The following is a 23,228-nucleotide window of genomic DNA, read 5'->3' on the forward strand; positions in this document are numbered from 1 at the left end:
TCCTCAGAGCGGTCGGCCAGTTCGGGGTCCGTCCCCGCCCTGTCCTTCCGCATGCTAGTCCCGCTCAGCGGCGCGGCCCACGGACAACCCCACTCGCGTGGGGACATCATGCTGCGCGACCAGCCGACACCTTTCCCAACCTGATGCTGGGAGACGGTGTTCCCACAGAGGGCCCCGATGCACCTGATGGCCGCTACGCCATCGGCGAACAGAGACTCCGGCTGCGGGGACGGCCGGCCGCGCGAAACTGCCCTGGCCGGGGCCTGCGACCCCGCCCACCTGCATTCATACCCGGTCTCGGGGTGAGATTCGCGCTGTTTCCCCGGTGGCGCTGTTCGCCTGGCGAGAAGTCCGGCCCCGGAGCGCCTGTCGGCGCGGCGGGAATGACGGCGCATCAACAGCCCGGCTCCGGCCGGACGGCCGATCGGGCCCGCGGGTACCGCCGGTCGGACGCCTCCCGCAGGGCCGTTCCGCTTCCTCCAGCGTTGCACAGCCCGGTGCCGTCCCGCTGCCCGTCATCGGACCGGCCGATCATGCACCTGCCATGACAACGGGCGGACGGCCGCCGGCGACCCCGGCCGACGACCGGCCGCGATCGGCCGGTTCCGGGGCGCAGTACCCCGGGCCCGGCCGCACGGCCGCCGGTCAGGACGCGTGCGCCTTGTCGTACTTCGCCTTGATGTCGCTCGGCACGCGACCGCGGTCGTTGATCTCCAGGCCCTGCTCCTTGGCCCAGCTGCGGATCTTCGCGGTGTCCGGGCCGGCGGCGGCGGACGAACGGCCCGCGCCGCGGCCGGCACCGCTGCTGCGGCGCGCACCCGCGATGCGGCCGGCCTGCTTGCGGCCCTTCTCCACGTACGGGGCCAGCAGATCGCGGAGCTTGTCCGCGTTCGCGCTCTTCAGGTCGATCTCGTAGGCAACGCCGTCCAGCGCGAACATCACCGTCTCGTCCGCGGAGCCGCCGTCGAGATCGTCTTCAAGAATGACCTGCACCCTCTGTGCCACGGGCTTCCCTTTCCGAGTAAACGAGCCATTGCCTAGGCAAAGGAAACCGCCTTTTCCCGGAAAACTCAAACCCCTACCCGATCGGGATGCGTCCCGCAAGGCTCACAAGGGCGCGCTCAGAGGCGCAGGAGCATGCGGGAGTTGCCCAGGGTGTTGGGCTTCACCCGCTCCAGGTCCAGGAACTCCGCGACTCCTTCGTCGTACGAGCGCAGGAGTTCTTCATAGACTTCCGTGGCCACGGCCGCCGGGTCTGACGTACGATCGTCGGTTTCCCCGATCTCGACGAAACCGTGTTTCGCGAAGAACGCCACCTCGAACGTCAAGCAGAAAATCCGACGGACGCCGAGCCAGCGCGCGGTCTGCAGCAGCTTCTCCAGCAGGAGGTGTCCGATGCCGTGGCCCGTGCAGGAGGGGTGCACCGCCAGCGTGCGGACCTCCGCCAGGTCCTCCCACATGACGTGCAGCGCACCGCAGGCGACCACCGTCCCGGTGTCGTCGCGCTCGGCCACCCAGAACTCCTGAACGGATTCGAACAGGGTGACCGTGGGCTTGTCGAGCAGAATGCCGTCGCGCGAGTAGGCGTCGATGAGTGTCCGTACGGCCCGCACATCGGTGGTCCGCGCCCGGCGGATGGTGACCTCCATGGCGGGACGCTATCGTGCCGCGCCTCCGCCGGTCTCCCCGGTGCCCCGTTCCGGGCCGGGCCGGGGCGGTTCGGCGGGAAGGACGGCGGCGACGCGCAGTGCGTCCCGCAGCGCCTCGCGCTGCTCCGGCGACATCAGCCCGAAGAAGTGCACCAGCGCCGCCGCGGGATTGTCGCTCGTCGCCCAGGCGTCGTTCATCAGTGCCGCCGTGTACGCCTCGCGCGAGGAGACCGGCTCATATCGATACGCCCGGCCCGCCTGTTCCCGCCGGAGCCAGCCCTTTCTGTACAGCTTGTCGAGCACCGTCATCACGGTGGTGTACGCGATATCGCGTTCCGTCCGCAGATCCTGCAGAACCTCGCGAACCGTGACCGGGCGGTTCCACTGCCAGACCCTGGTCATGATGTCGTTCTCGAGTTCTCCGAGTTGCCGCACCATAGTCCGGCCAGGATAGGAACTGATTCGGACAAAATCGGCGATTCGGCAAGCAGACCGGCGCGCCGCCACCCCCTTGGCGGGGGCGGCGGCGCGCCGGTGGTGCGTGTCCGGTGGGCCCGCTGCGGCTATTCCGCGGCGCGGCCGGCCGCGGCGGCCATCGCGTCGGCGGCGGCGTCCTCCTTGGCCTTCTGGGCGCCGCCCTGGCTGCGGATGATCGCCCGCACCAGGAAGCCGAAACCGATCGCCATGACCAGCGGCGGCACGATCGCGCTGACGTAGTCCATCAGGTCACTCCTCTTCTGCGTCGTCCGCAGCGGCGGCGCCGCTGCTGCCCTTCGCCTCCGGCTTCACCAGGGGGAAGAGCACCGTCTCACGGATGTTCTTGCCGGTGAGCAGCATGATCAGGCGGTCCACGCCGAGGCCGAGGCCGCCGGTGGGCGGCATCGCGTACTCCAGGGCGCGCAGGAAGTCCTCGTCCAGCTGCATCGCCTCGACGTCGCCGCCGGCCGCCAGCAGCGACTGGGCGGTGAGGCGGGCGCGCTGCTCGACCGGGTCGATCAGCTCGGAGTAGGCGGTGCCGATCTCGGTGCCGAAGATCACCAGGTCCCACTTCTCCGCGACGCCCGCGACCGAGCGGTGCTGGCGGGTCAGCGGGGAGACCTCGGTCGGGTAGTCCCGGATGAAGGTCGGACGGATCGCGTGGTGCTCCAGCAGCCGCTCGATCATCTCCAGGACGATCTGGCCGTGGCCCCACTCCTTCTCCCACGGCACACCGGCCCCGTCGGCGAGCTTGCGGAGCTCCTCCACGGAGGTCTCCGGGGTGATCTCGGTGCCGATCCGCTCGGAGATGCCCGGGTAGACCGACACCTCCTCCCACGGCTCGGCCAGGTCGATCTCGTGCTCCCGGCCGTCCGGGCCGAGGCCGCGGACCACGGTGGTGCCGAGGGCGTCCCGGGCGGCGTTGACGATGATCGCGCGGATCAGCTCGGCCTGGGTGTCGTAGTCGCCGTACGCCTCGTACGACTCCAGGGCGGTGAACTCCGGGTTGTGGGTCGCGTCGGCGCCCTCGTTGCGGAAGTTCCGGTTGATCTCGAAGACCTTCTCGGCGCCGCCGACCACCAGGCGCTTCAGGTAGAGCTCGGTCGCGATGCGCAGGTAGAGCTCGATGTCGTAGGCGTTGATGTGCGTCTTGAACGGACGCGCGTTGGCGCCGCCGTGGATCGGCTGCAGCATCGGGGTCTCGACCTCGAGGTAGCCGCGGTCCTCGTAGGTGCGGCGGATCGAGCGGATCACCTTGGTGCGCAGCTGGAGCATCTCGCGCGCCTCGGGGTTCACGATGAGGTCGACGTACCGCTGGCGGACCCGGGCCTCCGGGTCGGTCAGGCCCTTGTGCTTGTCCGGCAGCGGGCGCAGGCACTTCGCGGTGAGCTCCCAGCGGTCGACCATGACGCTCAGCTCGCCGCGGCGGGAGGTGATGACCTCGCCCTCCACGCCGACCTGGTCGCCGAGGTCGATGTCGGACTTCCACGCCGCCAGCCGCTCCTCGCCCAGCTTGTCCAGCGAGAGCATCACCTGCAGGTCGCCCGAGCCGTCGCGCAGGGTGGCGAAGCAGAGCTTGCCGCCGGTACGGGCCAGGATGACGCGGCCGGTGATGCCGACCCGCTCGCCGGTCGCGGTGTCCGCGGCCAGGTCCGGGTGCTTGGCACGGAGGTCGGAGATGGTCGTGGTGCGGGGGAATCCGACCGGGTAGGGGTCGATTCCGGCCGCCCGGAGCCGGTCCAGCTTCTCGCGCCGGACGCGCATCTGCTCGGGAAGGTCGTCGGCCTGGGGCACGGTGGTCTGATCGCTCACCCCACAAGGGTAGCCACCGCCGGGCCGCGGCCCCGCACGGGTTTCGCGCGCAGGCCCCGGAGCGCCGCAGCGGCGCTCCGGGGCCTGCGGGTACGACGGGGGTTACTGGTGGGCGCCCTTGCGGCGACGGGCGCCCAGGAACACCGCACTGCCGATCAGCACCGCACCGGCTCCGGCCGCGGCGATGGTGCCGAGCCCGGACGCCCCGGTGAACGCCAGGGCGCCGCCGCCGGTGGACGGCGACGCGCTCGGCGAGGCAGTGGTGGGCCGGGCACTGGCCGACGCCGAACCGGTGGGCCGGACGACGACCGGCGGGGTGCTCGCCGTGCTGCCGGAGGTCGGGGTGGGAGCGCCGGTCGGGACGGAGCCGCTCGGCTCGGAGCCGAGGACGACCGACACGGCCTCGTTGGCGTGGTTCGGGTCGAAGGTGAGGTTGCCCGCGGTGGCTCCGCCGCCGTAGAGGCTGGTCTCGTCCTGGAGCGTCACCGGCACGGTGGGCCGGGTGGTGCCGGCGTCCAGCGAGATCCCGAACTCGAAGCTCCGCTGGGTGCCGCTGCTGATCCACATGCCGGTGTCGCAGAGGTACTTGTCGGGGTGCTCGACCTGGTGGCCGTTCTCCCAGGTCTTCGGCGCGCAGCCGGTCGGGACCTTGGTCACGGTGACGCCCTTGGGGAACTGCGCCTGGACCTTCACCACGTCGTCACCGGAGCGGTAGAAGATCGACGCCGGCCCGGCGTTGCGGTAGCCGACCGTCAGCGTGCCGCGCTTGCCGCCGTCGGCCGGGCTCCAGGCGCCCAGTGCGGAGAAGTCGGCGGTGTTGGCGGCCTGGACCTCCAGCTCCACGCGGTTGTCGTAGCTGTGGCGCGGGGCAGCGAGCAGCGCCGGGTCCTCGGCCGCCCTGACGGCGAGCGGGGCACCGGTACCGCGCTGGAAGCGGTGGTTGGCACGCCAGAGCGGGATGCTCGAGTACTGCGCGTCCTCGGTGGCGTACAGGCTGATGTCGGTGAAGGTGTACCAGGCGCTGCCGGCGACCCCGAGCTGGACGGGGTCCAGCGTGTGGACCGTGCCGGGGGCAAGCGAGACGTCGAGGGTGCAGATGGCCATGGTCTCGCCGGGCCAGGACTTCTGGTTCCAGGCGCCCTCACCGGCGGTGGCGAACTCGCAGTTGGAGGGGCGCTTCTTGAAGTCGAGGCCGGAGACGGCGTCGATCGCGACCACGAGCCTGGTGGCGGCGACGTCGCCCACATTGGCGAACTCGACCGCCGGCGCCACGACGGCGCCCGGCTTCACGCCCTTCTGCGGGGCGAGGTCCTTGGTCTTGAAGTCGGGCCCGCCGACGTCGACCCTGATGTCCTTCTCGGCGCGCTCGGCGTTCGAGGCGGTCAGTGTGATGTGCAGCTTGCCGCTGCTGCCCGGCTTGGCACCGGCCACGGCGCTCAGCCACGGGTGCTGGGTGATGTTGATCGAGTCGTAGTCGATGGTGTGGGCGTCGCAGGTGACGACCGTGCCGGCCGTCGTGCAGTCCGGGACGCTGAGCTGGGCCACGCCGGCCAGTCCGGCCGTGTCGAAGGCGACCTTGACGTCCTTGGCCGCGACGGTGCCGGTCCGGCCGATGCGCAGGTGGAGATTCTCGTCGAACTGGCCGGGCGCCGCCGGCTTGGCCGAGATCTGGACGGAATCGGCGACGTCGAACGTCAGCTTCGTGCCCGCTGCGTGGGCCGGTACGGCGGCGGCGGTGACGGCGGCCGCGGCGACGGCCGTCGACAGGCCGAACGCCCTGATGCGCTTGGCGCGCATGGTCCCCCCATGGGTCGTGATCGGTGCTGTGCGATCGCAGACCCTAGACGCCGCACCCGTTCGGCGGGACGAGATCAATCGGGCACATCGGGACGGGACCGTTCGTACCGGCAACGAGTGTTGTCGATCTGTGATCAAGAGATTCGCGCAAACCTCTTGCATAGTCGACACATCGACGTGCGGCGGCCCCGGGGCGCGCGGGGGACGCTCCGGGGCCGCCGCCGAACAGGGGCCGCCTCAGCCGGTGCCGGTGGCGAGCTCGGTCTCCTCGTCCTCCGGGGCGGGCGGCTGGGGCTGCGGCCGGGCCTTCGGGCGGCGGCCGAAGAGCTCGGCGGGGGTGGGCATCCTGCGGGGCTGCGGCTGCTCGCCGGGGGACGGGGGCCTGGGGTTGCTGCTCATCGGGACGCGTCCTCCAAGGGTGGGGGCAGGCATGGGTTCGGACGCCGGGCTCGGAACGGCCGTCAGGTGGCGCTGGCCGGAGGCGAGCGACAGCCGCTCGCGGACCTCGGCCTCGGCCAGCGCGTGGCAGCGGCCGGCCAGCCGGGAGCGCCGGGCGTGCTCGGTGTGGCCGCACGGCTGCCGGGAGAGCGAGCGCAGTGCCGACAGGTCCTCGGGGGTGGGGAGGTAGCCGTCCGACACGGCCTCCTCCAGCCGTTCCAGGTAGCCGCGGGCGCTGCCGGGCAGTGCGGACCGGTAGCGGGCCAGGTCGGCCAGCAGGAAGCTGCGCAGCCGGCCGCCCTCCCGGACGGCCTCGTCGATGGACTCGGTGAGCCGCAGCGCGTCCTGGACGTCCTCCGCCCACAACGCGGCGGGCGGCTGCAGCCGGTCGTCGGGGAGGGCCGGATAGAGGGCTTGGGCGAGGGCGCGGCGCAGCACGCGGACTTCGTCGGCGCTGAAGGCCATGCCGCCGCGCGATCCGTGTGGCGTAGGCATGAGGTGACAGTACGTGGCGTACGTCCGATTTCGGGCGATTGGCGCCGCAGTTGTCCCGATTGGCGTATCTGCCGCTGATCCGACCTGCGGACGGTCGGCCCGATCGGGCCGACCGTCCGTCAGCAGGCCTGCGGGAGATGCCCGTTCACGCCTTGTTGCGCTCCCAGACCAGCCGCAGGCCGATCAGGGTGAGCCAGGGCTCGTGCACGTCGATGGTCTCGGCCTCGCCGAGGACCAGCGTGGCCAGGCCGCCGGTGGCGATCACCTGGACGTCGTCCGGGTCCTTGGAGAGCTCCCGGGCCATCCGGTTGACCAGGCCGTCGACCTGCCCGGCGAAGCCGTACAGGATGCCGGACTGCATCCCTTCAACGGTGTTCTTGCCGATGACGTTGCGGGGGCGGGCCAACTCGATCTTGCGCAGCTGCGCGCCGCGCAGACCCAGCGCCTCGACCGAGATCTCGATGCCGGGCGCGATCGCGCCGCCCACGTAGTCGCCGCGGGCGTTCACCGCGTCGAAGGTGGTGGCGGTACCGAAGTCCACCACGATGCACGGGCCGCCGTACAGGTGGTTGGCGGCCAGCGCGTTCACGATCCGGTCGGCGCCAACCTCCTTGGGGTTGTCCATCAGGACGTGCACCCCGGTCTTCACCCCCGGCTCCACGATCACCGCGGGCACGTCGCCGTAGTAACGGCGCGTCACCTCGCGCAGCTCGTGGAGCACGGCGGGCACGGAGGAGCAGATCGACAGCCCCGCCACCCGGTCGTCGGCGGACACGATGGGGTGGGCTCCCATCAGGCCCTGCATCAGCACCGCCAGCTCGTCCGCGGTGCGCCGCGGGTCGGTGGAGATCCGCCAGTGTTCGACGATGTCCTCACCGTCGAACAGGCCGAGCGTGGTCTGGGTGTTGCCGACGTCGATGGTGAGGAGCACGGGATGGCTTTCTGTTGAGGCGGAGTCAGGCGCGGAGGTCCAGGCCGATGTCGAGGATCGGCGAGGAGTGCGTCAGGGCCCCGACGGCCAGGTAGTCGACACCAGTCTCGGCGACCTCGCGCGCGGTGGCCAGGGTCAGTCCGCCGGACGCCTCCAGCTTCGCCCGGCCGGCCACCAGGGCGACGGCCTCCTTCAGCTGGGACACGGTGAAGTTGTCGAGCAGGATCAGGTCCGCCCCGGCCTCCAGCACCGGTGCGATCTGCTCCAGGGTGTCCACCTCGACCTCGACGGCGAGGTCCGGGTACGCCGCCCGCACCGCGCGGAACGCCTCCGCGACGCCGCCGGCCGCCACCACGTGGTTGTCCTTCACCAGTGCGGCGTCGGAGAGCGCCATCCGGTGGTTGGCGCCGCCGCCGCAGCGGACCGCGAACTTCTCCAGCGCCCGCAGGCCCGGGGTGGTCTTGCGGGTGTCCCGGACGACCGCGCCGGTGCCCTCCAGGACGTCCGCCCAGGCCCGGGTCGCGGTGGCGATGCCGGACAGGTGGCAGAGCAGGTTGAGCGCGCTGCGCTCGGCGGTCAGCAGGTCGCGGGTGCGGCTGCGCACCGAGAGCAGCACCTGGCCGGCCTCGACCCGGGCGCCGTCCTCGACGTGCCGCTCGACCTCGAACTCCTCCTCGCAGACGAGCGAGACGACGGCCTCGGCCACCCGCAGGCCCGCGACCACGCCGGCCGAGCGGGCGGTGAAGTCCGCGGTCGCGACGGCGTCCGCGGGGACGGTCGCCACCGAGGTGACGTCCTCGCCGCCGGCCAGGTCCTCGCCGAGCGCGAGCATCGCGATGTCCTCGACCTCGACCGGGTCCAGGCCGGCCTCCTCCAGCAGCGCCGCCAGCGCCGGGTCCAGCCCGGTCTCGTACGCCTCGCCCTCGCCGCAGGCGCAGCCGTCGCCGCAGCCGCCAGAGGCGAGCGGAAGTTCGTCGTGGGTCATCGTGGTGCTCCTAGTTGAGTGGCTGGGTCACGCCGGGGGCGGGGGTCACGCCCGTACGCAGGGGTGTCCGTCGGCGTCGAGGGCGGTGACCAGGTGGTGCTGCCAGCGGGCGTCGTCGCGGTCGGGGAAGTCCTCGCGCCAGTGGCATCCGCGGGTCTCCTCGCGGAGCGCCGCGGCGGCGACCAGGGCGGTCGCCACCAGGTGCAGGTTGGTGGCCTCCCAGGTCTCCACCCGCGGGTCGGCCGGCTTCTCCTCGGCCGCGTGCTCGCGGGCGTCGGCGGCCAGCCGGTCCAGCCCTTCGGCGGTGGCCGCCATCGAGCGGGCCGAGCGCAGCACGCCCGCACCGCGCGACATCAGCCGCTGGATCTCGGCGCGGGCCTCGGGGGCGAGCAGCGGCACGGCGCGGGCGCCGCGGGCCGCCGCGACGTCCACGGTGCGCTCGGGCAGGTCGCCGGCGGCGTCCCGGGCGGCCAGGTCGGCGGCGATCGCCTCGGCGAAGACCAGGCCCTCCAGCAGCGAGTTGGAGGCCAGCCGGTTGGCCCCGTGCACGCCGGTGCAGGCGACCTCGCCGCAGGCGTACAGACCGGGCACGGTGGTGCGGCCGGAGAGGTCGGTGCGGATGCCGCCGGAGGCGTAGTGGGCGGCGGGCGCGACCGGGATCGGCTCGGTGACCGGGTCGATGCCGTGCGCCCGGCAGGAGGCGAGGATGGTCGGGAAGCGGTGCTCCCACATCTCGGCGCCGAAGTGCCGGCCGTCGAGGTACATGTGCTCGGCGCCCTGCAGCTGCATCTGCCGGGTGATCGCCTTGGCGACGATGTCGCGCGGCGCGAGTTCGGCGAGCTCGTGCTGCCCGAGCATGAACCGCACGCCGGAGGCGTCGACCAGGTGGGCGCCCTCGCCGCGGACGGCCTCGGAGACCAGCGGCTGCTGGCCCTCGGCCTCGGCGCCGAGCCAGAGCACGGTCGGGTGGAACTGGACGAACTCCAGGTCGGCGACCTCCGCGCCGGCCCGCAGGGCGAGCGCGACGCCGTCGCCGGTGGAGACCGCCGGGTTGGTGGTGGCGGAGAAGACCTGGCCCATGCCGCCGGTGGCGAGCACCACGGCGCGGGCGCGCAGGGCGCCGACGCCGTCGCGCTGGCCCTCGCCCATGACGTGCAGGGTCAGGCCGGCGGCGTGGCCGTCGGCGTCGGTGAGCAGGTCGAGGACGAGGGCGTGCTCGATCAGCTCGATGCCGGGGTCGCTGCGGACGGCGGAGACCAGCGCGCGGGATATCTCGGCGCCGGTGGCGTCGCCGCCGGCGTGCGCGATCCGGCGGCGGTGGTGGCCGCCCTCGCGGGTGAGCAGGATCGCCCCGTCGGCGTCCCGGTCGAAGGCGGCGCCGACCGCGATGAGCCGCCGGACGGCGTCCGGTCCCTCGGTGACGAGGGTGCGCACGGCCTCCTCGTCGCACAGGCCGGCGCCGGCGACCAGGGTGTCGTCGAGGTGCTGCTCGGGGGTGTCCCCCTCGCCCAGGGCGGCGGCGATGCCGCCCTGGGCCCAGCGGGTGGAGCCGTCGTCGAGCATCGCCTTGGTGACCACGGTGGCCCGCAGGCCGGCCTTGCGGGCGTTGAGCGCGACGGTCAGGCCGGCCACGCCGGAGCCGACCACGACCACGTCGGTGGTCGCGGTCCAGCCCGGGGCCGGGGCGGTCAGGCGGTACGGCATGGCTTCACGTGCTCCTTCAGCGCGCGGCGTCGGGAGTCGCGTCGCCCGCATCACGGTACGCTCCCGCGTGCGCGGACGGGGAAGCCGCCAGGTCGCCGCGGACCAGGCCGCTGCCCTCGGGGGCGTCGGCCGGGTCGCCGCCCATGCCGGTGATCCGGTTGTCGCCGTCCACGAACACCACCTTGGGCAGGTACGCCTTGGCCTCGGCGGTGTCCATCTGGCCGTACGCGATGAGGATCACCAGGTCGCCGGGGTGCACCAGGCGGGCCGCGGCACCGTTGATGCCTATGACGCCGGAGCCGCGCGGGCCCGCGATGGTGTAGGTCTCCAGCCGGGCGCCGTTGTTGATGTCGACGATGTGGACGAGCTCGCCGGGGAGCAGGTCCGCGGCGTCGAGCAGGTCCTCGTCGACGGTGACGGAGCCGACGTAGTGCAGGTCGGCCTGGGTCACCGTGGCCCGGTGGATCTTGGACTTGAGCATGGTGCGGAGCATCTGGTCACGCCTCCTGGTGGGACCCCCGGCCGGGCCGGGGGAGAGTGCATGCCTTACGGGGGTCGAACGCGGGTGGTGCTCTACCGGACGATGACGCCGACGTTGTCGATCAGGCGGGCGGGGCCCACCTTGGCGGCCACGGCCAGTACGGCCTCGCCCGTGAAGCCGTCCGGCACCTCGGTGAAGGAGTCCGGGTCGATCAGGGCGAGGTAGTCGGGGGTGACACCGTCGGCGCCGTCGAGGACGGCGGCGGCGGCCTCGCGGACCGCCTTCGCGCCCTGCGCGCCCGCGTCGCGGCCGGCGAACAGCGCCTCGGACAGCGCCAGTGCCTGCACGCGCTCGGTGTCGGAGAGGAAGCGGTTGCGGGAGGAGAGCGCCAGCCCGTCCTCCTCGCGGACGGTCGGGACGCCGACGATCTCCACGTCGAAGTCCAGGTCGGCGACCATGCGGCGGACGATCGCCAGCTGCTGGGCGTCCTTCTCGCCGAAGAAGGCGAAGTCCGGGTCGGTGATGTGCAGCAGCTTGGCGACGACGGTCAGCATGCCGTCGAAGTGGCCGGGGCGGGACGCGCCCTCGAAGCCGTCGCCCATCGGCCCGGCGGAGAGCCGGACCAGCGGCTCGCCGTTGGGGTACATCTCCTCGACGGTCGGGGCGAAGACCACGTCGGCGCCGGCCTCCCGGGCGACCTCCAGGTCGGCGTCCAGCGTGCGCGGGTAGCGGTCCAGGTCCTCGCCGGCGCCGAACTGCAGCGGGTTGACGAAGACCGTCACGGCCACCCGGCCGTCCCGGCCGACCTGGCGGCGGGCGGCGCGGATCAGCGCGGCGTGGCCGGCGTGCAGCGCGCCCATGGTCATCACCACGGCGTTGTCCACCGGCTGGTCGTCGGGCCAGAACGCGGCCTCGAACTCCTCCACCGTGCGGGTGAGCGCGGTGGTGCGGGGGGCCTTCGCCGGCTGCTTGCCGCGTGCCATCAGGGGGTCTCCTCGTCCAGTACGTCCAGCAGCGCAGCCGCCGCCTCTTCCTTGAGCGATCCGCCGCGGACCGCCCGCTGTGCGGTGGCCCGGGCCATCGCACGGTACGCCTGCCCGATGTCCGGGGACACCGTCCGCAGCTGCTGCAGGTGCCGGCGGAGCGTCCCGGCGTCGCCGCGGGCGACCGGCCCGGTCAGTGCGGCGTCGCCGGAGCGCAGCGCGTTGTCCAGGGCCGCGCCGAGCAGCGGGCCGAGCAGCTGACCCGGCTCGGCGACGCCGGCTCCGCGCAGCAGCTCCATCGCCTGCGCGACCAGGGTGACCAGGTGGTTCGCGCCGTGCGCGAGGGCCGTGTGGTAGAGCGGGCGGACCTCCTCGGGCACCCACTCGGGCTCGCCGCCCATCTCCACGACCAGCGCCTCGGCGACCGGGCGCAGCTCCTCGGGGGCGGTCACCCCGAACGGGCAGCCGGCCAGCCGGGCCAGGTCCACCGAGGTGCCGGTGAAGGTCATCGCCGGATGCAGGGCCAGCGGCAGGGCGCCCGCCCGGGCGGCGGGCTCCAGCACCGCCACGCCGTGCGCGCCGGAGGTGTGCACCACGATCTGGCCCGGGCGGATCGAGCCGGTCGCGGCCAGTCCGGCGGCGAGGTCGGCGAGTGCGTCGTCGGGGACGGTCAGCAGCACCAGGTCGGCGGCGGCCAGCACCTGCGGCGGGGTCACCAGCCGCACGCCGGGCAGCAGCGCCTCGGCGCGGCGCCGGGAGGCCGCGGACACCCCGGAGGCGGCGACCACCTTGTGGCCCGCCAGCTGCAGTGCGGCGCCCAGCGCGGGGCCGACCCGGCCGGTGCCGACCACGCCGACGGCGAGCCGGGCGGGCCGGTTCTCCGGGTCCAGCGGATCGCCGAAGGGGTCGGTCGGCCCGAGGGCCGGGGCATTGTCGGACGCGCTCACCGCTCGGCCCTCGTCATTGCTTCCCGTTCCAGTCCTGTGCAGGTACCAGACGTACCGCTCCATCGTACGGGGCGGCCGGTGCACCCCTGCCGCGCGGGGCCGGGCCGCCGGATCTCCACGGATTCTTCACGACACGCCCGGCGACCCGCACGCTACGGCCGGGTAACTTGGCGCAGTCCGAGCCCCGGGACCCCGAGGGAGACCATGCCCAGACGCCTCGGCCTTGCCCGTCCGCGCAAACCCCGCACCATCCGCACCAGGATCATCGCCCTGGTGCTGATCCCCGTCGTCGCCCTGGTCGGTCTGTGGACCTTCGCCATGGTCTCGATGACCGGCGACCTGCGCGCCCTCGTCCGCCTCAAGGACGCCTACCAGTACTTCGGCAGCCCGGTGGACACCGCCGTCGGCCAGATCCAGATCGAGCGCCGGCTGGCCGCCGAGTACCTGGGATCCGGCGGCGACCCCGCCGCCCTCGCCGCCTACACCGCACAGGAACGGGCCACCGACGAGAAGGTCCGCGCCATGCGGACCGCCGCCGAGAACCCCGACCGGCAGGACGAGCTCACCGCCGAACAGCGCGACACGCTCACCGCGATGCTCACCGCCACCGACGGCCTCGCCCTGCTCCGCCAGGCCGTCATCACCCGCTCCCTCGGCTGGGACACCGCGGTCGAGCGGTACACCGCCGCCGTCGAGCCCTCCTTCGCCGTGGAGTCCGCGCTCACCGCCCTGCAGGCCGGCCGGCTCGCCCGCGAGGCCCAGGTGGTCGTCGAACTCGTCCGGGTGCGCGAGTTCGTCTCCCGCGAGGACGCCCTCGGCTCCGGCGCCCGGGCCGCCGGGTCCTTCACCCCCGCCCAGTTCCGCGCCTTCGCCGCCGTCGTCGAGGACCGCCGGGTCTTCCAGCGCACCTACGTCGCCGCACTGCCCGCGGACTCCCGGGCCGGCTTCGAGACCTTCGCCGCCGACCCGCGCTACACCGCCCTGACCGCCGCCGAGGACGGCGTGCTGGAGGCCGGTGCCGATGGCGCCGGCCGCGCCGTCGACCGGAACGGCTGGCGCACCACCATGGACCCGGTCGTCCACCGCTACATGGAGCTGTGCAAGGACGCCGCCCTCAACTCCGCCGCCCGCGGCCGCGCCTACGCCGGCGACCAGCTGCTGAAGGCCGGCCTCGCCGGCGGCGCCGGCCTGCTCGCCGTGGTGTTCTCCGTCTGGTACTCGGTGCGCACCGGCCGCCGGATCACCCGCCGCCTCACCCGGCTGCGGGTCGCCGCCGACCGGCTGGCCAACCGCCAGCTGCCGGACGTCGTCCGCCGCCTGGCCGCCGGCGAGACCGTCGACGTGGAGCGGGCCGCACCGGTGCTCGCCTTCGCCGCGGGCGAGCACGACGACGAGATCGGCGACCTGGGCCGGGCCCTCAACCACGCCCGCCGCGCCGCCGTCGAGGCCGCCGTCGAACAGGCCCGGCTGCGGGCCGGCATCTCCGGCGTCTTCGTCAACATCGCCCGCCGCAGCCAGGCCCTGATCCACCGCCAGCTCAAGCAGCTGGACGCCATGGAACGCCGCGCCACCGACCCCGACGAGCTCGCCGACCTGTTCCGGGTCGACCACCTCGCCACCCGGATGCGCCGCCACGCCGAGGGCCTGATCATCCTCTCCGGCGCCGCCCCCGGCCGGCGCTGGCGCAAACCCGTCCCGCTGGTCGAGGTGGTCGGCTCGGCGGTCGGCGCCGTCGAGGAGTACGAGCGGGTGGTCGTCCCGCCGATGCCGCAGGTCTTCGTCTCCGGCGCGGCCGTCGCCGACCTCGCCCACCTGGTCGCCGAGCTCATCGAGAACGCCACCGCCTTCTCGCCCCCGCACACCCAGGTCACCATGCGGGCCGGCGAGGCCGCCCACGGCTGCGTGCTGGAGATCGACGACCGCGGCCTCGGTATGGACGAGGACGAACTCGCCGCCGCCAACCGCACCCTCGCCGAACCCCAGGAGTTCGACCCCACCCGCACCGAGCAGCTCGGCCTCTTCGTCGCCGGCCGGCTCGCCCGCCGGCACGGCATCGAGGTGGCGCTGCGCCGCTCCCCGTACGGCGGCACCACCGCGGTGGTGCTGCTGCCGAAGGCCGTCCTCGCCGAGCCGCCCGAGCCCGCGCCGCGGCCCGTCCCGGTGCCCGAGGCCCCGGCCCCGGCTGCAGACCCCGCCGCCCGCGGACGACGCCCCCGCCGACCCGCCCGCCGGGACCCCCGAGATCTCGGCCGAGCAGATGGGCGCCGTCTTCGGCGCGTTCCAGCGCGGGCTGGACCGCGGCCGCGGCCGCGGCACCGACGCCCGCACCCCGCACCACCCGGAGGACGAACGATGAGCACGCCCGACACCACCGAGCAGGCCGGCGGCGGCCTGGACTGGCTGCTGGAGGACCTGGTCGACCGCGCCGAGCACGTCCGCCAGGCCGTGCTGCTCTCCTCCGACGGCCTGCCCACCGCGGCCTCCGCCGGGCTGAGCACCGAGGACGCGGACCACCTCGCCGCGGTCTGCTCCGGCTTCCACAGCCTCGCCCGCGGCGTCGGCAGCCGCTTCGAGGCGGGCGGCGTCCGGCAGACCATGGTGATGCTGGAGGACGCCTTCCTGTTCGTCTCCCCGGCCGGCGAGGGCAGCTGCCTGGCCGTGCTGTGCGGGCCACAGGCGGACGTCGGCCAGATCGCCTACGAGATGCAGATGCTCGTCCGGCGGGTCGGCCGCCACCTGTCCACCCCGGCCCGGTCCGACGCCGACCCGGCGGCCGACGGACGGGCGGCCACATGAGCGGGCACTGGTACGACGACGAGGCCGGCCCGATGGTCCGGCCGTTCACCCTGACCGGCGGGCGCACCCGCTCCACCGAGGGCGAGCGCTACGACCTGCTGGCCGCGGTGTCGGCGGTGCCGGACGCCGAGCCCGCCGCCCACCTGGACCACGCCCGCAGCGCCCTGCTGGACCGGATCAGGGCCCGGGCCTGCCCGCTGGCCGAGCTGGCCGCCGACGCCGACCTGCCGATCGGCGCCCTGCGGGTGCTGCTCGGAGACCTCGTGCAGGCCGGACTCGTCCGGGTCGGCCAGGGCGCCGCCCAGGCCGGCAGGCCGGACGTCCGCCTGCTCCGCGAAGTGATCCAGGGCCTGCGGCGGCTCTGAGCCGGCGGGGCCGGGGGCCCCCGGGGGCGTCGGGCCACCATCGGCGGCGACCCCCGCGCCCCTGGTACGAACCCCCGGGTCAGTCCGCGGCGCCGGCGCGGACCAAGCCGTTCTCGTAGGCCAGCACCACGGCCTGGACGCGGTCGCGCAGGCCCAGCTTGGCCAGGATCCGGCCGACGTGCGTCTTCACGGTGGCCTCCGACAGGGTCAGCCGTGCGGCGATCTCGCTGTTCGACAGGCCCTGGGCCACCAGCAGGAACACCTCCCGCTCGCGGTCGGTGAGCGGCTCCAGCACCGGCGAGCCCGGCGCGGTCGACGGCGTCGGCAGCACCTGCGCGAATCGGTCGATCATGCGGCGGGTGGTGGTCGGCGCGACCACCGCGTCGCCGCCGTGCACCGCGCGGATCGCCGCGACCAGCTCCGTCGGCGGGACGTCCTTCAGCAGGAAGCCGCTCGCCCCGGCCTTCAGTGCGGCGAAGGCGTACTCGTCCAGGTCGAAGGTGGTCAGGATGAGCACGTGCGGCGCGCCCGGCAGCGGCGTGCCGGACTCGTCCAGGCAGATCCGCCGGGTGGCCTGGACGCCGTCCATGCGGGGCATCCGGACGTCCATCAGCACCACGTCGACCTCCGCCGTGGCGAGCAGCTCCAGCGCCTGCGCGCCGTCGCCCGCCTCGGCGGCGATCTCGATGTCGCCCTGCGACTGCAGGACCATCCGGAAGCCCGTACGCAGCAGCTCCTGGTCGTCCACGAGCATCACGCGGATGGTCACGGTCGGTTCTCCTTCACCTGGGCGTTCACCTGAGCGGTCCGGCCCCGGCCTCAGCCGGCGGCCTTGAGGGGCAGGACGGCCCGGATCCGGAAGCCGCCGCCCGGCCGCGGGCCGATGTCGAGGCTGCCGCTCACCATGCCGACCCGCTCGCGCATGCCGATCAGACCATGGCCGGGCCCGTCGCCACCACCGTCGATCTGCTCCGCGGTGCTGCCGCGGCCGTCGTCCTCGACCAGCACCTCCAGGTCGCGCTCGCCGAAGTCCACCGCCACCCGGGCCCGGGCGCCCGGACCGCCGTGCTTGCGCACGTTGGTCAGCGCCTCCTGGACGATCCGGTACACCGTCAGCTCCAGGCCGCGCGGCAGCTCCCGCGGCTCGCCCGAGGTGGCGAAGTCCACCGGCAGGCCGGCCGTGCGGACCTGCTCCAGCAGCTCCGGCAGCTCCTCCACGCCCGGCTGCGGGACGTACTCCTCGGCCGTCTCCGACGTCCGCAGCACGCCGAGCAGCCGGCGCATCTCCACCAGAGCCTGGCGGCCGGTCGCGGCGATCGTGCCGAGGGCCTCCTTCGCCTGTTGCGGCGAGTTGTCCAGCACGTAGGCGGCGCCGTCGGCCTGAACGATCATCACCGAGACGTTGTGCGCGACCACGTCGTGCAGCTCCCGGGCGATCCGGGCGCGCTCCGCGGCCACCGCCACCTTCGACTGCGCGTCCCGCTCGCGCTCCAGCCGGGCCGCCCGGTCCTCCAGCTCGACCAGGTAGGCCGCCCGGACCCGGGTCAGCCGGCCCCACGCCCAGCACAGCACGAACGGCGTCGACATCAGCACCGCCACGAACACCAGCTGCCAGGTGCTCGGCCCCGGCGGCGGCGACGGGTCCTCCGGCACCGGGTCGCCGCTGTTGTCGAACCGCCACAGCGTCAGCGGACCGGCCACCAGGCCCACCGCCAGCACCAGCCGGGACGCCCACCGCGAGCCGAAGGCCGCCCCCGTGTACGCGAACACCAGGTAGCCGATGGACGAGGCGCCCGGCATGACGTCCAGGACGAGCTGACCCAGCCCGAGCGCGGTGCCCCCGGCCACGGCCAGGTCCGGGTACCGGCGCCGGACCACCATCAGCGCGGCGATCCCCAGCGAGAACGCCAGGCCGCCGTAGAGCTGCCGGTCCGACTCCGAGAGGTCGGACAGCAGGCCGAGCAGGAGGACCACCAGCGCCCAGGCGGAGTCGACCACCATCGGGTGACGGCGGAGCCAGGCGTTGAGTCGATGCACGCTCCAAGCCTAGGCAGTCGCACGGCACCCCCAGGTCCGCCGCGAGAGCGATCCGCCATCCGCCGCAGGGTGGAGACGGCCCCCGCCGGGACACCCCCGCCGACCGGTAGCGTCGACCCCCGTGACCTGGATGCGGTGGCGGCCCGCCATGGAAGAGGCGCTGTACGGCGCGGACGGCTTCTACCGGGGACCGGAGGGGCCGGCCGGGCACTTCCGCACCTCCGTGCACGCCTCGCCGCTGTTCGCCGGAGCCGTCGCCCGGCTGCTCGCCGAGACCGACGAGGCACTCGGCCGCCCGGACACGCTCGCCCTGGTCGACATGGGCGCCGGCCGCGGCGAACTGGTCACCGGCGTGCTCGCCGCCCTCGACCCGGAGCTCGCCGCCCGCGTCCGCCCGTACGCCGTCGAACTCGCCGCCCGCCCGGCCGGCCTGCCCCCGTCCGTGGTGTGGACGGACACCCCGCCGACCGGGCTGACCGGGCTGCTCTTCGCCAACGAGTGGCTCGACAACGTGCCGCTCGACGTCGCGGAGCCCGACGAGGACGGCGTCCTGCGCTACGTGGAGGTCGGTCCCGACGGCGAGGAACGGCTCGGCGACCCGCTGGACACGGCCGACGCCGCCTGGGCCGCCCGCTGGTGGCCGGACGGCGACCGGATCGAACTCGGCCGCACCCGCGACGAGGCCTGGGCCTCGGCCGTCGCCGCCCTGGACCGCGGCCTGGCCGTCGCCGTCGACTACGCCCACACCGCCGCCGACCGGCCGCCGTTCGGCACGCTCGCCGGTTTCCGGGGCGGCCGCGAGGTGCGGCCCGTCCCCGACGGCAGCTGCGACGTCACCGCGCACGTCGCCCTGGACTCCGCGGCCGCTCCCGCTGTCCACAGCCTGTGGACGACGCAGCGCGCCGCCCTGCACGCCCTCGGCGTGCACGGCGGACGGCCGCCGCTCGCCCTCGCGTCCACCGACCCGGCCGGCTACCTGCGGGCCCTCGGCGGGGCCGGCGAGGCCGCCGAGCTGACCGACCCCGGCGGGCTCGGCGGTTTCGGCTGGCTGGCCCAGGCCGTCCGCATGCCGGTACCGCGGAGCCTGGAGGGGCTCCCCGCACCCGAGGGGTGGCAGACTCTGTTGCCATGAGGGAGACCACGGTCGGCATCGGCGCAGGTGCGCAGCAGCTCACGGGCGAGCTCGGCACCAGCGACATGGTGCTCAACATCGGCCCGCAGCACCCGTCCACGCACGGCGTGCTCCGGCTGAAGCTGGTGCTGGACGGCGAGCGGATCGTCACCGCGGAGCCGGTCATCGGCTACATGCACCGCGGCGCCGAGAAGCTCTTCGAGGCCCGTGACTACCGCCAGATCATCATGCTGGCGAACCGGCACGACTGGCTCTCCGCCTTCTCCAACGAGCTCGGCGTCGTCCTCGCCGTCGAGCGGATGCTCGGCATGGAGGTCCCCGAGCGGGCGGTGTGGATCCGCACCCTGCTCGCCGAGCTCAACCGGGTGCTCAACCACCTGATGTTCCTCGGCTCCTACCCGCTGGAGCTCGGCGGCATCACCCCGATCTTCCACGCCTTCCACGGCCGCGAGGAGCTCCAGCACGTCCTGGAGGAGGCCTCCGGCGGCCGCATGCACTACATGTTCAACCGGGTCGGCGGCCTCAAGGAGGACCTGCCGGCCGGCTGGCTCGGCCGCGTCCGGCACGCCGTCGCCGCCGTCCGCGGGCAGCTCCCGGTGTACGAGGACCTCGTCCTCGGCAACGAGATCTTCCGCGGCCGCACCGCCGGGGTCGGCGTCCTCACCCGCGAGCAGGTGCACGCCTACGGCGTCAGCGGCCCGATCGCCCGGGCCAGCGGCGTCGACTTCGACCTCCGCCGCGACGAGCCCTACCTCGCGTACGGGGAGCTCGCCGACCTGCTCACCGTCGTCGTGCGGGAGGAGGGCGACTGCCTGGCCCGCTTCGAGTGCCTGCTGGAGCAGACCGCCAACTCGCTCGACCTCGCCGACGCCTGCCTCGACCGGCTCGCCGGGCTCGCCCCGGGGCCGGTCAACCTGCGGCTGCCCAAGGTCCTCAAGGCCCCGGAGGGCACCACCTACGCCTGGACCGAGAACCCGCTCGGCATCAACGGCTACTACCTGGTGTCCCGCGGCGACAAGACGCCCTGGCGGCTCAAGCTCCGCTCCGCCTCGTACAACAACATCCAGGCGCTCACCGAACTCCTGCCCGGCACCCTGGTCGCCGACATGGTCGCCATCCTCGGCTCGATGTTCTTCGTCGTCGGCGACATCGACAAGTAGGCAACCCGAAGGGGCGCGCCCCGCCTACTCGTCGGCGGGGTGCGGCGCGAGCCTCTTGTGGCCCTTGGTGGCGATGCGCTGCTCGCAGAGGGCGACCAGGACGGCGTACGCCTCGGGCCCCATCAGTTCGGTGAGCTCGGCGCGGTAGCTGACGAACACCGGGTCCGGTGCGTTGTGCGCCTCCGGACTGCCGGTGCACCACCAGTGCAGGTCGTGGCCACCCGGGCCCCACCCGCGGCGGTCGTACTCGCCGATGGTCACCTGCAGGTAGCGGGTGTCGTCCGGCCGGTCGATCCAGTCGTAGGTGCGGCGGACGGGCAGCTGCCAGCAGACGTCCGGCTTGGTCTCCAGCGGCTCGCGGCCCTCCTGCAGGGCCAGGATGTGCAGTGCGCAGCCCGCCCCGCCGGGGAAGTCCGGGCTGTTGCGGAAGAGGCAGGCGCCGTCGATCCGCCGGGTCTGCCGGTCGCCGTCCTCGTCGAGCATGGTGATGCCGCCGTCGAGGCGGATCCGGCCCTTGGCGTCGGTGCCGTGCGGGTGGTTCTCCCACATCTCGGGGGTGAGCCGGGCGGCGTGGCCGGCGACCCGCTGCTCGTCCTCCTCGTCCGAGTAGTGGGCGCCGAGGGTGCAGCAGCCGTCGGAGGCGCCGCGGCCCTCCTCGATGCCGTGGCAGCCCTGGCCGAAGATGCAGCCCCAGTTGGAGGTGAGCCAGGTGAGGTCGCAGCGGAACACCTGCTCCTCGTCGGCCGGGTCGGTGAACTCGGCCCAGGCGCGCGGGAAGTCCAGCGGTACCTCGGCGCGCACGGTCGGCATCGCGAGGTCGACCACCGTCGAGGCCGGCTTCGTGCCGTTCTTCTTCGGCTTCTTGTGCTGTGCGGTGTCTGCTGCTGCCACGCTGCAAGGGTATGGCCTCGGGCGCCGTTTCCGGGCCGCGCCGGAGCCGCACACCGGCGGCACACCCGTCCCGCACCCGGCCCGCACGGGCCGGGCACCGGCCGTGCGCACCCGTCCGCCGGGTCGTGAAGGCAGGGTGAAGAGGCTCACCGCGGCACGGGCCGCGGCGCGCCCGGGGCCTAGGATGGCGGGCTGCAGACGGCTGCGTACGGGGACGCGACGCGACGACGGGGGACGGGGATGGCCGACAGGGTTCTGCTGAAGCCTTGGGAACTGCACGGTGAGGGGCGGGAGTTCGAGACCGTCTCGAACGACTTCGCGCGGGCGGCGCTCGACCTGGAGAACGGGCTGGCCGCACTCGGCACCCCCTGGGGGCGGGACGAGCCGGGCCAGGGGTTCGGCCAGGCGTACGAGGGTGCCCGGGAGGGCGTGCTGGCCGGTCTGCAGGGCCTGGCCGACCGGCTCGGCGGCATCGGGACCGGCCTGCACACCATGGCCGACAACGCGGAGCAGAACGAGCAGGGCAACCGCGACGCCTTCCGGGCACTCGGCCAGGGAACCGGCGCGGCTCCCGCCGCGCTCTGAGTCGACGGACCGTCAAGCCGCACCACCGAAGGGGGACCACATGCCCAGGAACCTGCCCGAGGAGCTGGCCCCGGTCATGGCCCGGCTCGGCCGCCACTGGCCGGAGGCCGACGAGGACGCGCTGCGCCGTGCGGGCGGTCTGTGGCGCGAGTTCGGTGCCGAGGCCGAACGGCTCGGCCGGCGCGGCGGCGCGGCCGCCGAGCGCGTCACCGGCGAGAACTCCGGCCCGGCCGTCGAGGCGTTCGCCGAGCACTGGCGCGGGTTCAGCGGCGGCGGCCGCGGCCACCTGGACGACGCGCACGGCGCCGCCGAGTCGCTGGCCGGGGCCTTCGACAAGGCCGCCGCGGCCGTCGACGACTGCAAGGCGCAGCTGATAGCCGTCCTCACCGAACTCGCCGAGGAGATCGAGCAGGCGGACAAGGCGGAGGCCGCGGCCGCCGCGCAGGTGAAGGCCGGGCAGGCGGAGGGGCTCTCCGGTCTGGTCGGGCAGGTCGTCGGCACGGTGAAGGGCGTGGCCGCCGAGGCCGGCGAGGCGATCGCCGTCGAGGCCGCGAAGATCAAGGTCAGCGCGCTTCTGGCGGAGCTCGGCCGGGAGATGAGGGACGGCCTGCAGGCGGCGCTGAAGGAGCCCGCCGTCACCGCCCTGGAGCGCATCGCGCAGGCCGACGGCGCCGGGAAGCACGGGCAGTTCCGCACCCTCAGCGCCGCCCGCTCCGGCGGGGAGATCACCGGCAAGCTGCTCGGCACCGCCGTCGGCGGGGCGACCGCCGTGGCCGGCGTGCGCGGCGTCTCCGCCGCGCTCAACCCGGACGGCACGGTCGCCACCGACGAGCAGGGCCGCCCGGTGCTGCTGGGCGCCGACGGCAAGCGGCTGCCCGCCGTGGACGGGGTCAGCGTGCAGGTCGGCGCGGACGGCCGCCCGGTGCTCGGCGCCGACGGCAGGCCCGTGCTGCTGGACGCCGCCGGCGCCCCGGTGGCCGGCCTCGCGCTCGGCGCCGACGGCAAGCCGCTGACCGACGCCCAGGGCAAGCCGCTGACGGTCGGCGCCGACGGCGCGGTCGGCGACACCGGGCTGTCGCTGGCCGTCGGCAAGGACGGCCGGCCCGTCCTCGACGAGCACGGCCGCCCGGTCATGGTGGACGCCGAGGGCAACCCGGCCGCCGGCCTCGCCGTCGGCAAGGACGGCAAGCTGCTCGCCGACGCCGACGGCAGGCCGCTGGTCGCCGGGGTGGGCCGGGACGGCCGTCCGCTGGTGGACGCGGCCGTCGGCCCCGAGGGCGTCCGGCTCGGCGCGGACGGCCTCCCGGTGGCCGCCGTCGACCTGGGCACCGGCCCCGGCGGGCACGGCGCCCCCGGCACCGGTGACCCCGACGACCTCGGCGAGCTCGGTGACCGGGCAGCCGACGGCCCGGCGGGCAGGTCGAGGACCGGCCCCGGCCGGACCGGACCCGTCCTCGACGTGGACCTGCAGGCCGCCCCGGCCGCCGGCGTCCAGGTGACCGCGGCCCCGCAGCCCGTCGTCCAGGCACCGGCCACCGACGGCGGCGGCCACCACGGCGCGTC

21 protein-coding genes and 1 pseudogene are annotated in these 23,228 nt (G+C 74.2%); 6 read left to right on the forward strand and 16 right to left on the reverse strand.

Annotated elements, in window-relative coordinates; translation table 11 throughout:
- Positions 1-645: 645 nt before the first annotated feature.
- From KSNIM_RS21270 to KSNIM_RS21330, 13 genes are all read right to left on the reverse strand, one after another.
- Positions 646-1,005 carry a histone-like nucleoid-structuring protein Lsr2 gene (locus KSNIM_RS21270; RefSeq protein ID WP_263104780.1) on the reverse strand — a complete coding sequence of 120 codons (360 nt, stop codon included), beginning with the start codon at positions 1,003-1,005 and terminating at the stop codon, positions 646-648.
- 116 nt (positions 1,006-1,121) lie between these two features.
- Entirely contained in the window at positions 1,122-1,649 is a 528-nt protein-coding gene (locus KSNIM_RS21275; protein WP_263104781.1) for an amino-acid N-acetyltransferase, read from the reverse strand.
- A gap of 9 nt (positions 1,650-1,658) precedes the next feature.
- The gene (locus KSNIM_RS21280; protein ID WP_263104782.1) at positions 1,659-2,087 is read right to left on the reverse strand and encodes a BlaI/MecI/CopY family transcriptional regulator; all 429 of its coding nucleotides are present in this window, start codon (positions 2,085-2,087) and stop codon (positions 1,659-1,661) included.
- 125 nt (positions 2,088-2,212) lie between these two features.
- On the reverse strand, positions 2,213-2,371 hold the full coding sequence (locus KSNIM_RS21285; protein WP_263104783.1) for a hypothetical protein: 159 nt from the start codon (positions 2,369-2,371) through the stop codon (positions 2,213-2,215).
- A 4-nt stretch (positions 2,372-2,375) separates the two neighbouring features.
- Complete coding sequence (gene lysX, locus KSNIM_RS21290) at positions 2,376-3,938, reverse strand: bifunctional lysylphosphatidylglycerol synthetase/lysine--tRNA ligase LysX (protein WP_411543751.1); 1,563 nt, start codon at positions 3,936-3,938, stop codon at positions 2,376-2,378.
- A 102-nt stretch (positions 3,939-4,040) separates the two neighbouring features.
- Positions 4,041-5,735, reverse strand: coding sequence for a hypothetical protein (locus KSNIM_RS21295; protein ID WP_263104784.1), 1,695 nt, complete (start codon positions 5,733-5,735; stop codon positions 4,041-4,043).
- A gap of 237 nt (positions 5,736-5,972) precedes the next feature.
- Positions 5,973-6,668 (reverse strand): hypothetical protein, encoded by a 696-nt coding sequence (locus KSNIM_RS21300; RefSeq protein ID WP_263104785.1) that lies wholly within the window; start codon positions 6,666-6,668, stop codon positions 5,973-5,975.
- A gap of 145 nt (positions 6,669-6,813) precedes the next feature.
- Positions 6,814-7,599 (reverse strand): type III pantothenate kinase, encoded by a 786-nt coding sequence (locus KSNIM_RS21305; protein ID WP_263104786.1) that lies wholly within the window; start codon positions 7,597-7,599, stop codon positions 6,814-6,816.
- Between the two features lie 25 nt (positions 7,600-7,624).
- Positions 7,625-8,584 (reverse strand): carboxylating nicotinate-nucleotide diphosphorylase, encoded by a 960-nt coding sequence (gene nadC / locus KSNIM_RS21310; protein WP_263104787.1) that lies wholly within the window; start codon positions 8,582-8,584, stop codon positions 7,625-7,627.
- Between the two features lie 45 nt (positions 8,585-8,629).
- Positions 8,630-10,288 (reverse strand): L-aspartate oxidase, encoded by a 1,659-nt coding sequence (locus KSNIM_RS21315; RefSeq protein ID WP_263104788.1) that lies wholly within the window; start codon positions 10,286-10,288, stop codon positions 8,630-8,632.
- A 16-nt stretch (positions 10,289-10,304) separates the two neighbouring features.
- On the reverse strand, positions 10,305-10,781 hold the full coding sequence (gene panD / locus KSNIM_RS21320; RefSeq protein WP_263104789.1) for an aspartate 1-decarboxylase: 477 nt from the start codon (positions 10,779-10,781) through the stop codon (positions 10,305-10,307).
- A gap of 80 nt (positions 10,782-10,861) precedes the next feature.
- Positions 10,862-11,752 (reverse strand): pantoate--beta-alanine ligase, encoded by an 891-nt coding sequence (gene panC, locus KSNIM_RS21325; protein WP_263104790.1) that lies wholly within the window; start codon positions 11,750-11,752, stop codon positions 10,862-10,864.
- Positions 11,752-12,699 carry a Rossmann-like and DUF2520 domain-containing protein gene (locus KSNIM_RS21330; RefSeq protein WP_263104791.1) on the reverse strand — a complete coding sequence of 316 codons (948 nt, stop codon included), beginning with the start codon at positions 12,697-12,699 and terminating at the stop codon, positions 11,752-11,754. The genes panC and KSNIM_RS21330 overlap by 1 nt, the downstream gene beginning before the upstream one ends.
- 204 nt (positions 12,700-12,903) lie before the next feature.
- Between KSNIM_RS21330 and KSNIM_RS21335 the strand changes: the two genes are divergently transcribed.
- Together KSNIM_RS21335 and KSNIM_RS21340 are read left to right on the forward strand one after the other, a co-directional pair.
- Positions 12,904-15,495 carry a nitrate- and nitrite sensing domain-containing protein gene (locus KSNIM_RS21335; RefSeq protein WP_263104792.1) on the forward strand — a complete coding sequence of 864 codons (2,592 nt, stop codon included), beginning with the start codon at positions 12,904-12,906 and terminating at the stop codon, positions 15,493-15,495.
- Positions 15,492-15,860 (forward strand): DUF742 domain-containing protein, encoded by a 369-nt coding sequence (locus tag KSNIM_RS21340; RefSeq protein ID WP_263104793.1) that lies wholly within the window; start codon positions 15,492-15,494, stop codon positions 15,858-15,860. Before KSNIM_RS21335 ends, KSNIM_RS21340 begins: the two co-directional genes overlap by 4 nt.
- A 79-nt stretch (positions 15,861-15,939) precedes the next feature.
- Here the strand turns inward: KSNIM_RS21340 and KSNIM_RS21345 are convergent, their stop codons facing one another.
- Complete coding sequence (locus tag KSNIM_RS21345; RefSeq protein ID WP_263104794.1) at positions 15,940-16,629, reverse strand: response regulator; 690 nt, start codon at positions 16,627-16,629, stop codon at positions 15,940-15,942.
- Positions 16,630-16,679: 50 nt separating this feature from the next.
- Positions 16,680-17,861 carry a sensor histidine kinase gene (locus KSNIM_RS21350; protein ID WP_411543878.1) on the reverse strand — a complete coding sequence of 394 codons (1,182 nt, stop codon included), beginning with the start codon at positions 17,859-17,861 and terminating at the stop codon, positions 16,680-16,682.
- Between the two features lie 166 nt (positions 17,862-18,027).
- Here KSNIM_RS21350 and KSNIM_RS21355 point away from each other — a divergent pair, with 166 nt between their 5' ends.
- Together KSNIM_RS21355 and KSNIM_RS21360 are read left to right on the forward strand one after the other, a co-directional pair.
- Entirely contained in the window at positions 18,028-19,029 is a 1,002-nt protein-coding gene (locus KSNIM_RS21355) for an SAM-dependent methyltransferase (RefSeq protein WP_263108053.1), read from the forward strand.
- A complete protein-coding gene (locus KSNIM_RS21360; protein ID WP_263104796.1) occupies positions 19,026-20,189 on the forward strand; it encodes an NADH-quinone oxidoreductase subunit D in 1,164 nt (387 codons plus the stop codon). The genes KSNIM_RS21355 and KSNIM_RS21360 overlap by 4 nt, the downstream gene beginning before the upstream one ends.
- Before the next feature lie 24 nt (positions 20,190-20,213).
- Here KSNIM_RS21360 and KSNIM_RS21365 read toward each other — a convergent pair whose 3' ends face one another.
- Complete coding sequence (locus KSNIM_RS21365; protein ID WP_263108054.1) at positions 20,214-20,999, reverse strand: hypothetical protein; 786 nt, start codon at positions 20,997-20,999, stop codon at positions 20,214-20,216.
- A gap of 321 nt (positions 21,000-21,320) precedes the next feature.
- Here KSNIM_RS21365 and KSNIM_RS21370 point away from each other — a divergent pair, with 321 nt between their 5' ends.
- Together KSNIM_RS21370 and KSNIM_RS21375 are read left to right on the forward strand one after the other, a co-directional pair.
- On the forward strand, positions 21,321-21,665 hold the full coding sequence (locus KSNIM_RS21370) for a WXG100 family type VII secretion target (protein ID WP_263104797.1): 345 nt from the start codon (positions 21,321-21,323) through the stop codon (positions 21,663-21,665).
- A 40-nt stretch (positions 21,666-21,705) separates the two neighbouring features.
- Positions 21,706-23,228, forward strand: a pseudogene (locus KSNIM_RS21375) (hypothetical protein); the annotation flags it as partial.

This window comes from Kitasatospora sp. DSM 101779, from assembly GCF_025655475.1.
In the GTDB taxonomy this organism is placed as follows: Bacteria; Actinomycetota; Actinomycetes; order Streptomycetales; family Streptomycetaceae; genus Kitasatospora.